Genomic DNA, 12560 nt, shown 5'->3' with positions numbered 1-12560 from the left:
AAGAGACCTGTCCCCGGAACGGGGGGTCGGCGTTCTACCATGCAGAAGTGCAGCAGCTTCAGCACGCGGCCCGCGCCCTGGGGTGGAACGGCCAGCTGATCCCGGACGTGGAGGTCCTCGGCGCGAAGTTCGCCGCGGTGGTGCGCATCCGCCAGGACGTCCACCAGTGGCGCAGCCACCACGGTTGGGCGCCCGAGCTCAACCCCGCCTGGTTCCGCTCCTGGTCCGAGCCCACCGCGCACGACCACGTGCCGGTGCCCGCGGTGGACCTGCTCGGCGCCCTGGTCCCGGTGGCCCACCCGCGCTTCGCCCTGCGCGCCTGCGGAACGCTGCTGACGCTGGCGCCGTGCGCGGTGGTCATCCCGGCGAACCAGCCGTACCGCCCGCTGCGCATGCTCGAACTCGACTACTACGGGGTGGGCGCGGTCAGCGCACCGGCCGAGGGCCCGGCGGAGCTGGTGATCGCGCCCGAGGACCGCACGGCGGAGTTCGGCTCGTCCCTCTTCGGCCGCTGGCTCCTGGAAGTCCTCTACTCCCGCCTCCTGGAACTCCCCCAGCTCACCGAGAACGCCTGAGGCGACCCGGGAAGACCGCCACAGCACCCCTGCGGTGCCGAACCTCCGCAACCCCATCGACGGCCGAGAAGTGGTGCCGTACCCCGCGATACCACGGCCGTCCGAGGGGTGGTGACGACTGCAATCTCGATTGAAATTGCCACGTCGCCGCTGGAGGCTCCGTCGAGAACGACGCAATTTCGATTGAAATTGCATCACCCCAAGCCGACCACCCACCGCTTTGCCCCCAAAGGCAACCCCGCACCCAACGGCACCTCTCCCCACCAACCCACCCCGGTATCACCACCGATCCCCCAGCGGCGATCCCGGACCTCCCGGTAGGTCCCGCGAAATCAGGCCAGCACGTACTCGTGCCAGTTGAGGCCCTCCGGGTTCCAGCGCATGCCGTGGCCCTCCTTGAGCATCCGGAGGGCTTGCATGGTGTGCGGCCAGCGGCGGATCACGTTGGCCAGGGCGACCGGGGTCATCAGGTCCGCGGTGCGGCGGTGGTCGCCCGGTCCGAGGAGGGCGATCCCGCCGGGCGTGGAGATGATGTCGACCAGCGCGGTCTGGCCGGACAGCGCGGTCTGCTCGACGCTGATGATGGTGTGCGGCTGCAGCTCCTCGGGCCAGCTGCGGCGGTCGATGTCCGAGGCCACCGGCTGCTCGCAGGAGCCGCACTGGCACTCGAACTCGCTGGCCCAGCCGTGCTGCTTCCACGACCACACGGCGGCGGCACCGGTGTCCAGGTCGGACAGCGCGGCGACGTGCGGCCAGGCGCCGACGACGGCGCTGAGCAGGGTCTTCTTCGACGGGCGCGGGGTTTCGCCGGGGCCGTCGAAGGACCAGGTACCGGCTTCGTCGCGGTGCACCCGCACCAGCGGGGCGCGCATCGCGAGCACGTCGGCGTCCACGTGCACTTCGGATTCCGGTGGGGCGCTGAGCTTCCAGTGCGTGTTCATCGCGGGCATACTGTTCCGCCGCGCCGCGCCATCTCAAGCTCCGCCACCCGAACGTGTTACGGCGTCCGGAACCTCAGTCCGCTCTGGGGATCGCGGTGATGAGGTTGCGGATCCCGTCGGCGTCGAGGAGGTCGGCCGGGCGCAGGGTGTGGTCGTGGCGGACGTAGTGGAAGGCCGCGCGGACCTTCTCCAGCGGGGTGCGGGACAGCTCCGCCCACGCCAGCCGGTAGGCCGCCAGCTGCACCGACAGCGCGGGCACCTGGTCGCCTCCGGGCACGGCGCCGGTCTTCCAGTCCACCACGGTCCAGCCGCCGTCGGGATCGCGGAACACCGCGTCCATCCGGCCGCGCAGGACGATCCCCTCGACCTGGGTCTCGAACGGCACCTCGACGCGGTGCGGGGTGCGTTCGGCCCAGGCCCCGGCGAGGAAGGCCTGCTGCAGCTCGGCGAGGTCCTCCTGCATCGGCGCGGAATCGTCGGCCGCGCCGGGGAGTTCGTCGTAGTCCAGCAGCGCCGACGAGGTGAACCGGTGCTCCAGCCAGGCGTGGAAGGCGGTGCCGCGCCGGGTCATCGGGTTCGGCGGGAACGGCAGCGGACGGCGGAGCCGCCGGGCCAGACCGTCGGTGTCCCCGGCCAGTTCGACGAGCTGGCTCACCGACAGGTGCTCCGGCAGCCGGACCTGCTCACGGCGCTGCGCTGCGGCGGCGCGCTCGGCGAGCAGCACGTCGACGTCGCGGGCCCAGCCGTCCTCGTCCTCCTCGTCCGGCTCGATCGAGTCCACATCGGACATCGCGGCGCGGACCAGCTCCGCGCCCTCGGCGACCGCTGCGCGGCGCGGCCCCAGCGGGTCGACCGGCCACTCCGCGCTGCGCACCGCCTCGGCCAGCGGGTTCGAGTCGTCCTCGGCCGGTTCCGGCGCCACGCGGTCGAGCACGCCGACCCCGGAGTCGTTCAGCACCGCCGCCAGCTCCTGGAGGAACACCGACGGCCCCTTCGGCCGGTCGCCGTTCTCGCCCCACCAGTGCCCGGAGAGCAGCAGCGTCCGCTCCGAGCGCGTGACCGCGACGTAGAGCAGTCGGCGTTCCTCGGCGATGCGCCGCTCCTCGAACTCCTCGTCGTGGACGCCCAGCGCTTCGGTGATCTCCTTGCGGTCCATCCCGGACAACCGGCCGAGGTCGAGCTGCGGCAGGTCCTCGGCGTCGCCGCGCAGCTCGGCGGGCAGCTCGGTGACCGAGCGCAGCCAGGACGACGACTTGCGCTTCCCCGGGAAGACCTCGTTCACCAGGTGCGGAACGGCCACCACCTGCCACTCCAGGCCCTTCGCCGCGTGCACGGTCAGCACCTGCACGCGGTCCTCGGCGACCTCGACCTCACCCGGCTCCAGCCCGTCCTCGGCGCGCTCGGCGGCGGACAGGTAGTCCAGCAGCGACGGCAGGGTGGCCGAGGGGCTGGTCAGGGCGAAGCTCGTCACCACGTCGGCGAAGGCGTCCAGGTGGATCCGGCCCGGGCCCACCGCCCGCGCGATGCTCTCGATGTCCAGCAGCAGGGTCCGCTCGACGTCGGCGACCAGCTCCGGCAGCGGCTGGTCGAGGCGGCGGCGCAGGTTGGCCAGCTCGGTGCCGAGCTTGCGGATCCGCTGGTAGCCCGCCGCGGAGTAGCGCGCTGGGTCGCCGGGGTCGTCGAGGGCGTCGACCAGCCCGGCCTGCTCGGCGTTCTCCCCCGGCAGCGCCGCGGTGACGACTGCGGACGGATCGTCGGACTCCGGTTCCTGGAAGGCCTGCGCGCCGAGTTCGCGCGCCCGGTCCCACAGCGCGGCGATGTCGGCGGCGCCGATGCGCCAGCGCGAGCCGGTGAGCAGCCGCATCGCGGCCGTTCCGGCGAGCGGGTCGACCAGCACGCGCAGGGCGCTGACCAGGTCGCGCACCTCGGCCTCGTCGAGCAGCCCGCCGAGGCCGACGACCTCCACGGGCAGCCCGCGTTCGCGCAGCACCGCTGCGATGTCGGCCATGTCCGCGCGGCGCCGCACCAGCACCGCGGTGGTCGGCGGCGCGTCGCCCAGGTCCGCCGCGGCGTGCCAGCGCGCGGCGATCTGGTCGGCGACCCAGTCGAGCTCCTCGCGCACGTCCCCGGCCAGGGCCAGGCGGATGTCACCGGGTTCCGCGCCGTCCCTGGCGCGCAGCTCGTCCACCTCGAGCCCGGTGCGGCGCAGCGGTTCGGACACCGCGTTGGCGACCCGCAGGATCTCCTCCGGGTTCCGGAAGCTGGTCAGCAGCCCGTAGCGGCGCGCCGGGACCTTCCGACCGTTCTCGACGCGGGGGAAGTCGGTGGTGAAGCGGGGCAGGTTCGCCGCGCTCGCGCCGCGCCAGCCGTAGATCGCCTGCGCCGGGTCGCCCACCGACGTGACCGGCAGCGGGTCGCCCTGCCCGAACAGCGACCGCAGCAGCACCCGCTGCGCGTGCCCGGTGTCCTGGTACTCGTCCAGCAGCACCGCGCCGTAGCGGGCCCGTTCGCCCTCGACCACCTCGGGGTGCTCGGCGGCCAGCAGCGCGGCGAGCGACATCTGGTCGGCGAAGTCCATCGCGCCTTCCCGCCGCTTGCTCTGCGCGTACTCCTCGACCAGCGGCAGCAGCGCGACCCGCAGCTGCTGCGCGGCGACGACCTTCACCAGGTCCTGCGGCAGGTTCGCGCGCTGCCCCTTGGCGCGCGGCGCGTTCTCGATGACCTGGCAGAGCTTCTCGGCGTGCTCGCGCAGGTCGTCCGGGCGCACCAGGTGCTCGGCGAGCTCCCCGGCCAGCGACAGCACGTACCCGGTCACCGTGGCGGGCACCTTGTCGGTGTCCAGGTCTTCGGTCCAGGTCGCGACGACGCGGTGCGCGAGCTGCCACGACGCCGTCTCGGACAGCAGTCGCGCGCCCGGTTCGACCGGCACGCGCAGCCCGTGCTCGCCGACGATCCGCCCGGCGTAGGCGTGGTAGGTGAGCACCGTCGGCTCCTCGGTGAGCACCGTGGAGCGCAGCTGTCCGCTCGGGTCGACCTCGTCGAGCAGGCCCGATCCGGCGAGCCGCCGCAGCCGCGCGCGCACCCGGTCGGCGAGCTGCCGCGCGGCCTTGCGGGTGAAGGTCAGGCCGAGGATGCGCTCCGGGGTGACCAGCTGGTTGGCCACCAGCCAGACGACCCGGGCGGCCATCGTCTCGGTCTTGCCCGCCCCGGCGCCCGCGACGACCAGCGCCGGTTCGGCGGGCGCGGCGATGACCGCGGCCTGCTCCGGCGTCGGCGGGTGCAGCCCCAGCGCCTGGGCGATCCGATGTGGGCTGACGGTCGGCTCGCTCACCAGCACCCCTCCTTCCGCCGTCGCGCCGTCCCCCGCGCGAGTTCCGTTGAAATCGAACCGCAGATTTCAATGGAACTCGCGATCCCCCGGCATTCCAGCGCACGACACACCAGAGGCCGTGGACGGCGTGGAGTTCCCACCGCACTCTCGCCACCCGAGCCACCGCAGGTCGACCTGGGCCAGTCCGACCGCAGTTTCAGCTGAAACCGCGCTCTTCCCCCACGGCGGATCGCAGTTTCAGTTGAAACTGCGGATTTCCCCGCCCGAGATGCGCTCCGTCCGCCGTCGCGACGTCGGACGGCGTGGGCGCAGCTCAGCGGGCTCACCGGACGACCCGACTGCTGCTCGGTCACCGGGGGACCTGTCTTCCGGCGGGGTGGACCGGGCAGCTGGTGCGCGCCGGGCAGCGGGCGCAGTCGGAGTTCTCCGTGGCCACGTAGGCCGGGCCGAGGCTGTCGGCGGCGGCCTTGTGCACCACGTCGAGCCACACCTTGATCCGCTCCTCGTCCAGCGCCTGCTGGGCGCGCTCGGTGGCCGCGCCCTTGCGGTCGGACTTCGCCACGTAGAGCAGCCGGGCCCCGCCCGGACCGTCGTGCTCGCCGAACGCGCCCAGCGCGGCGGCGAGCTGGTAGACCGCGAGCTGCGGGTGCTCCTCGGCGTCGCCCTTGCTGACCGGGTTCTTCCCGGTCTTGACGTCGACCACGACGGGTCGGCCCTCGGCGTCGACCTCCAGGCGGTCGACCCGTCCGCGCAGCCGCAGCCACGGGCCGCCCTCGCGCGCGGGCACCGTGACGTCGAGGTCCTTCTCCACGCCGACCTGGGTCAGCTCGGCCCGCGACTGCACCAGCCAGTTCACGAAGGCGTCGAGCATGCTCTCCACGCGCTTGCGCTCCTTGCGGGAGAACCACGGCGCACCGGCGTCCACCGATTCCCAAGCGTCGTCGAGCGCCTTGTGCAGCTGCGCGGTGTTCGCGCCTTCGGCGGCGGCCTGGACGAGCGCGTGCACCAGGGTTCCGGTGATCGAGGCGAGTTCTGCGGTGTCCTGTCCGCCGTGCCGCTCCGCCAGCCAGCGCAGCGGGCACTTGGTCAGGATGTCCACAGTGGATGGCGAGACGCGCACCGGCTCGTCACCGGTCACCAGCGGCCGATCCGTGGAGCTCTCCGGCAGCCCGTACCAGCTGTCCGGGCTGGCGCCCGGAACGCCCGCCGCGGCCAGCCGCGCCAGCTGCTTCGCAGCGCGCTCGCGCCGCTTCGGCACCGCCTCCGCGTCGCACACCACCCGGCGCAGCTCGCCGACCAGGTCGGCCAGCGCCAGTCCGCGCTCCGGCCGCGCGATCGGCCGCTCCACCACGTCGGCGTCGCTGTCCACGCCCTCCAGCTCGTCCAGGAACCGCGACGGCTGGTCGTCCTCCCCGCGCACCGCGCTGACCAGCAGGTTCCGCCGCGCCCGGCTGGCCGCGACGCGCAGCAGCCGACGTTCTTCGGCCAGCAGCGGGGCGGTCGCCGAGACCCGCTCGGAGTCCATCCCGGACAGCACGTCCACCAGCCGCTCGACGCCGAGCAGCGACCCGCGCAACCGGAGGTCCGGCCAGATGCCCTCCTGGACGCCGGGGATCGCCACGACCTCCCACTCCTGCCCGCTCGCGGCGTGCGCGGTGAGCACCTGGACCGCGTTGTCGCGGGGCGCGGTCGGCGCGAGCGAGCTGCCCGCGATCTGCTGGCTGGTCAGGTAGTCGGCGAAACCGGCGGCATCGGCGCCGGGCAGCCGGTCGACGTACTGGGCGGCGGCGTCGAACAGCGACACGATGGCGTCCAGGTCGCGGTCGGCCTGCGCGCCGACGACGCCGTGGCGTTCGGTCTGCGCCACCCAGCGCTTCTCCAGACCGCTGGCCTTCCAGACCCGCCACAGGGTTTCCTCCACGCTGTGCCCGGCGGCGACCGAGTCGGCGGCCTTGCGCAGCAATCCCGCCACGCGGCGGGCGGGTTCGGCGGCGGAGTCCTCCAGCGCGGCCAGGCGGTCGTCGTCCTGCAGCACCTCGACCAGCAGCTCACCGCTGCCGCGGCCGCCGCCCGCGGCGAGCTCCAGGCGGCGGAGTCCGCGGCGCAGCCGCCGCAGCGCCAGCGGGTCCGCGCCGCCGAGCGGCGAGGCCAGCAGCTCGGCGGCGGCGTCCGGGTCGAGCGCCTGCGGGCGCGCGGCGCAGCGCAGGAGTGTCAACAGTGGACGGACCGCGTTCCGCTGCGCGAGCGGGATGTCGTCGACCGGGAGCGCGATCGGCACCCCGGCGGCGAGCAGGGCGCGGCGCAGCACCGGCAGCGAAAGGCCGGTCGAGCGCACCACGACCGCCATCTCCGACCACGGGATCTCGTCGAGCAGGTGCGCCCGGCGCAGCTGGTCGGCGACCCACGCCGCCTCCTGCGCCTCGGTGGCCAGCAACCGCACCTGCACCGATCCCTCGCGGTCGGCTTCGGGCTCGACCAGCTTGCGCTGCGGCCCCGCCCCGGGCAGGTACTTCGCCAGCCGCTGCACCGCCTCGCGCACCGCTTTGGACATCCGGTGGTCGACGGTCAGCACCTCGGTGCTGTCGCCGTCCGGATCGGAGTCCTGCAAGCAGCGCGGGTCGGCGCCGCGGAACGAGTACACCGCCTGGTCCGGATCACCGGCCAGCACGAACTCGGTGGCGGTGTCGCCGAGCCGCCTGATCAACCAGTACTGCTGCGGGTCGAGGTGCTGCGCGTCGTCGACGAACACGTAGCGCACCCGGTCCTGCTCGGCGGCGAGCAGCCCCGGGTCGGTGTCGAAGGCCAGCAGCGCCGAGCCGACGAGCTCGGCGGCGTCCAGCGCGGGAGCCTGCGAACCACCGGCACCGCGCAGCAGCGTGACCTGCTCGTACTGCCGCGCGAACTTGGCGGCGGCCACCCACTCGGGACGGCCGTGCTGGCGGCCGAGCGCCGCCAGCCGCTCCGGGCCGACACCGCGCTCCGCGGCGCGCAGCAGCAGGTCCCGCAGCTCCTCGGCGAAGCCCGGGACGGTCAGCGCGGGGCGCAGCGGCTCCGGCCAGTAACCGGCCCCGACCTCCACGTCACCGGCCAGCAGGTCGCGCACCAGCGCGTCCTGGTCGGGGCCGTTCAGCAGCTGCGGCGGCGGCAGCTCGTCGCGCACCGCCTGCAGCCGCAGCACCGCGAAGGCGTAGGAGTGCACGGTCCGCACCAGCGGTTCGGGCGCGGTGCGCAGGTCGGACGTCGAGCCGGTGAGCAGCCGGGTGATCTCGGTGCGCATCCAGGCCGCCGCGCGGCGGCTCGCGGTGAGCACCAGGACGTTCTCCGGCGACACCCCGCGGTTGCGGATCCGGTCGGCGGCCAGCTCGGCGATGAGGGTGCTCTTGCCGGTCCCGGGGCCGCCCAGCACGCGCAAGAAGCCGAAGGTGTGCGCCAGCGCCCGCTGCCCGGCCTCGTCCCACGTGGTGCGCCGCCGCGCGGGTTCGGCGCGGCGCACGAGCACGGGCGCGGTCGGGGAAGGCACCCATCGATGGAACCACGCGTCAACGACAAGGTCGCGAAGGGCTCGCGGTGCGGCCGACATGATCTCCCCGCAGGTGAGGGCCTTGTCGTCCCCGATTCCGGGACGGCCCTGAACCGCCGGGCACCCGCCCCGCGTGTGTTCCCGGGAAGGCCTTCCACCACCTGTTTCCACCGAATCGTCACGCGCGATTAGCGCCAACTCAATGTGAATTCAAGACCGCCTTTTGGTGGTACAAACCAATTTTTTTCTCTGGCAAGGTTCCGGATCACCACGGGCTCCCCCGCCCGTGACCTGCGAAATCACTCCCCCGAGACGCACGGACCCCGAAGGAGGAAACCGTGAGCAAGGTCCGCAAGAGCCTGCTTACCTGTGCCGCGGCGACGGCAGCGCTGGCCCTCGGCGCCGTCCCCGCGCTCAGCGCCGAAGCGGCCGACGCCCCGGCTGACGCCGCCGCTCCGGTCGCCGCTTCGCCCTACCTCTACAACGGCTGGGGCAACCCGCCCGCGGTGGGCGAGGTGATGAGCGCCACCGGCATCAAGGACTTCACGCTGGCGTTCATCCTCTCCGACGGCACCTGCAACCCCGCCTGGGACGGCACCCGCCCGCTGGACGGGCCGGACAAGGCGGTGATCGAGGACGTCCGCGCCAACGGCGGTGACGTCGTCCCGTCCATCGGCGGCTGGGCGGGCAACAAGCTCGGCGAGGCCTGCCAGGACGCGCAGTCGCTGGCCGCCGCCTACCAGAAGCTGATCGACGCCTACGGGCTGAAGGCCATCGACATCGACATCGAGGCCACCGAGTTCGAGACACCCGCGGTCCAGGACCGGGTCCTGGAGGCGCTGAAGATCGTCAAGGAGGCCAACCCCGGCCTGCAGACCGTGGTCACCTTCCCGACCCTGATCAGCGGCCCGAACGAGCACGGCCAGCGGCTGATCGACAAGGCCGCGGAGATCGGCGCGAACGTCGACGTGTGGACGCAGATGCCGTTCAACTTCGGCGGGCAGGACATGGCGGCCGACACCATCACCTCCACCGAAGCGCTGAAGGAGAAGCTCAAGAGCGCCTTCGGCTACACCGACGAGGAGGCCTACGCGCACGCCGGGATCTCCTCGATGAACGGCAACACCGACACCGGTGAGGTCGTCACCCCGGCCGACTTCCAGAAGATGGCCGACTACGCCAAGGAGAAGAGCCTCGGCCGGTTCACCTTCTGGTCGCTCAACCGGGACCGCCCGTGCGAGGGTGGCGGCGGCGGTGACTCCTGCAGCGGCATCGACCAGCAGCCGTGGGAGTTCACCAAGATCGTCGCCGGGTTCCAGGGCTGAGCACGTCGCGGGGCGAACAGTCCTTCCAGCGCGCAGGACGGACCGCTCGCCCCGCGATCTTCCGGTCCCGCGCTGCCCGTCAAGAGCAGCTGAACTCCCGGCTCGGTGGGACCGTTCGCCCCGTGCACCCCGCCAGGGTCGCTGGGAGCCGAGGCCTTCGTCCGGGTGCGGTAGCTTCGGTGCGTGGACGACGAGACCGTGGAGCAGGTGCGGGCGATCGTGGCGTCGATCCCGCCCGGATCGGTGCTCTCCTACGGGGACGTGGCCGAGATCGCGGGCCTGCGCTCGGCGCGCATCGTGGGGCGCATCATGGCCGAGGACAGCGCTGATCTGCCGTGGCACCGGGTCCTGCGCTCCAACGGCACGGTCGCCGACCACCTCCGGCACCGCCAGCTGGAACTGCTGCGCGCCGAAGGCGTGCTCGCCGACGGAGCCCGCATCAACATGCGCCGCTACCGCTGGGGCGCCGGGGAGTAGCTCTCCCGGCAGCCGACGTGGCGCCGGACCCGCTGGCAGCGGATCCGGCGGCCTAGTCCTCGAAGTACCAGTGCTTGCCCCTGGCCCAGCCGAGGAAGCGCCGACCACCGCCCGGTGCCGTGCCGGACGCGTCGAACCTCCCACCGCCGAGCACGTGCGCCAAGCCCTCGACTGCGGGCTCGAAGCGGGTCAAACCGGCCCCGCGCACCGCCTCCGCCAGCCCGCGCACCTGCGCCTGCTGCTCCTCCGGGGTGCAGAAGCTCAGCAGGAAGACCGCCTGGCGCCAGGCGTAGGCGGCGTTCTTCACCTGGATCAGCGCGGCGTGGTACCCGAAGTCCGGTCGCTGGCCGAGGCGTCCGACGATCCAGTCGAACGTCCGCCGGACCAGGTCCGGCGCGTGCTCGCGCACCTGGTCCGCCAGCCCCAGCTCGTGCACCAGGACGGCGAGGTTGTGCGTGGTCAGGATCTGGGACTGCTCCAGCACCGCACCGTTGCGCGCCACGAAGTTCCCGCCGCTGCCCGCCTCCGCGGACCGCTGGCCGCACCGCTCGGCGAAGTCGTCGGCGGTCCTCCGCCCCCACTTGAACCTGGAGCGCCGCTCCTCGGTCCACCCCGACTCCGGTGGCAGGTCGTAGTAAGCCGCGTAGACCGTGCCCGCCAGCTCCCGGCTGGCCACCGCCGCGGCTTCCCGCCACTTCGCGGTGAAGGTGCCCGTGAAGATGTCCGCCGCCACCTCCTCCACCAGCGGCAGCCGGGTCCCGGCCAGCGAGGACATCGCACCGAGCTCGCGGACCAGCGGGTTGGGCAGCAGGGCGTGCGGGAACGAGGTGATCGCGAGCAGCGCGGCCTGCTCCAGCGAACGGCGCGCGGCCACCGCGCGATCCGCGCTCGACGACCGGCAGACCGCGAGCGCGCGGACCCACGGGAGCTCGTCGAACCGGACCTGCTGCTCCAGGTCGAGCAGCAGCAGGCTGCGGCGCCGCCGGAACGCGGTGTAGGTCTGCTCGTACACCCCCGCCAGCACCGGGTCGTCCAGCCCCGCCGCCGCGAACCTGGCGGTGAGCTGCGGCAACACCTGAGCGAGCACCTCGCCCGAGGTGATCACACCCCGGTGCACCAGCTCGTCCACCGGGGCTTCCCACGCACGGGCGACCTTGTCCGCCAGGTGCTCCGGGATCGCGGTGCCGACCGGAACCCCGGTCGCAGCGTCCTCTTCGGACACCGCAGCCGTGATCGGTTCCAGCGACGGCACACCACCATCGGCCGGGTAGCGGTCCAGCCTCGCGGCGACCAGTCCCGCGACAGCGGCGTGGGTCGGAGCAGCGATCGAGCGGGCCTGCATCGCGCGGAGCGAAGCACGCGGCTCCGCCCCCGGAGCACCGTGCCTGGACACGGTGTTGGCGAGCGCCCGGCGGATCCAGCCGACCTCCCTCGGCGAGAGCGCGGTGCTGTCCACCGGACAGGCCAGCAGCGCGGCGCGCAGCCTGGCGAAGTTGCTCCGCGGGTGCGCGTGCCGCCCGGACGGGGTGCGTTCCCGGCAGGCCTGCGCGTAGTCGTCGAGCCACCGGGTGCGCGCGTGCGCCCAGTCGTCCGGCCACCGCCGGCACGGCCACCCGCCGCTCAGCTCCCCCTGCTCGTCCAGGTGCGGCAGGTCACCGTCCACAGTGCTGCACCACAGCGCGACGAGCCGGTCGTAGAGCGGGTTCCACACCTCCAGCGTCTCGCGCATCGCGGCCAGCTGCTCCGGCACGCGGACCCGGCGCAGCGAGGCTGCCACCTCGCCCACCGGCTCCAGCCGCACTGCCACCCCTGTCGGCCGCGGCACGGGCTCGAACCGCGGGGTGAAGCGCAGCCGGTGCATCAGCGGCCGCACCTCGGCCACCAGGTCCAGCGCCTGCTCGGTGAAGCCGCGCTCCAGCAGCAGCGCCGCGACGGCCAGCGCCGCCTCCTCCGGCACGTCGATGCGGTAGTTCCCGCCGCGCAGGGCCGCGAGCAGCTCCGCCCGGCCCGCGTCCGCGAGGTACCAGAGGTTCAGCCGCTCCCGGTCGGTCTCGCCCGGCACGTCGTCCGGCAGCTCGGCCAGCCGGGCCCGCTCGTCGGCGGACAGCGGCGCTTCGGCCAGGTACTGCCCGGTGGCGAAGCCGCCGTGGGCCACTTCGAGCGTCACCCACGGCGGGGTGTCGGCGACCGGCGTCCGGGAGCCGATCCGCAGCCGCCCGTCCGCCACCCCGGCCAGCACGTCCTCCCAGCGCCGGACCTTCTCCAGCGCCTTCGCCGCACCGTCGGCGTCCGCGGCCGACCGCACCGCCGCCACGGCCGCCGCCCACTGGGCCACCGCGTACGGCGGCGCGCCGCTCTGCTCCCTATGCCCCGACATGACTCGCCCCCAGG

General features: G+C 73.4%; 7 protein-coding genes. 3 read left to right on the top strand and 4 right to left on the bottom strand.

Going from position 1 to position 12560, the window contains the following annotated elements:
• Positions 1-47 precede the first annotated feature (47 nt).
• Positions 48-575, top strand: coding sequence for a hypothetical protein (locus F1721_RS05015; protein WP_150065334.1), 528 nt, complete (start codon positions 48-50; stop codon positions 573-575).
• A 332-nt stretch (positions 576-907) separates the two neighbouring features.
• On the opposite strand, the gene F1721_RS05010 is transcribed toward F1721_RS05015, so the two are convergent.
• From F1721_RS05010 to F1721_RS05000, 3 genes are all read right to left on the bottom strand, one after another.
• A complete protein-coding gene (locus F1721_RS05010; protein ID WP_170301354.1) occupies positions 908-1516 on the bottom strand; it encodes a hypothetical protein in 609 nt (202 codons plus the stop codon).
• 73 nt (positions 1517-1589) lie between these two features.
• A complete protein-coding gene (locus F1721_RS05005; protein WP_150065332.1) occupies positions 1590-4847 on the bottom strand; it encodes an ATP-dependent helicase in 3258 nt (1085 codons plus the stop codon).
• Positions 4848-5196: 349 nt separating this feature from the next.
• Positions 5197-8367: an ATP-dependent helicase gene (locus tag F1721_RS05000; RefSeq protein WP_246154259.1), complete on the bottom strand. Its 3171-nt coding sequence runs from the start codon at positions 8365-8367 to the stop codon at positions 5197-5199.
• 338 nt (positions 8368-8705) lie between these two features.
• Between F1721_RS05000 and F1721_RS04995 the strand changes: the two genes are divergently transcribed.
• Together F1721_RS04995 and F1721_RS04990 are read left to right on the top strand one after the other, a co-directional pair.
• Entirely contained in the window at positions 8706-9692 is a 987-nt protein-coding gene (locus tag F1721_RS04995; RefSeq protein WP_150065330.1) for a chitinase, read from the top strand.
• Positions 9693-9875: 183 nt separating this feature from the next.
• Complete coding sequence (locus tag F1721_RS04990; protein ID WP_150065329.1) at positions 9876-10169, top strand: MGMT family protein; 294 nt, start codon at positions 9876-9878, stop codon at positions 10167-10169.
• 52 nt (positions 10170-10221) lie between these two features.
• Here F1721_RS04990 and F1721_RS04985 read toward each other — a convergent pair whose 3' ends face one another.
• Positions 10222-12546 carry a hypothetical protein gene (locus F1721_RS04985; protein WP_150065328.1) on the bottom strand — a complete coding sequence of 775 codons (2325 nt, stop codon included), beginning with the start codon at positions 12544-12546 and terminating at the stop codon, positions 10222-10224.
• Positions 12547-12560: the final 14 nt, after the last annotated feature.

The organism is Saccharopolyspora hirsuta, from assembly GCF_008630535.1.
Taxonomy (GTDB): domain Bacteria; phylum Actinomycetota; class Actinomycetes; order Mycobacteriales; family Pseudonocardiaceae; genus Saccharopolyspora; species Saccharopolyspora hirsuta.
Note: the sequence above shows the minus strand (reverse complement) of the source record. Positions and strands in the feature narration are given on the sequence as shown.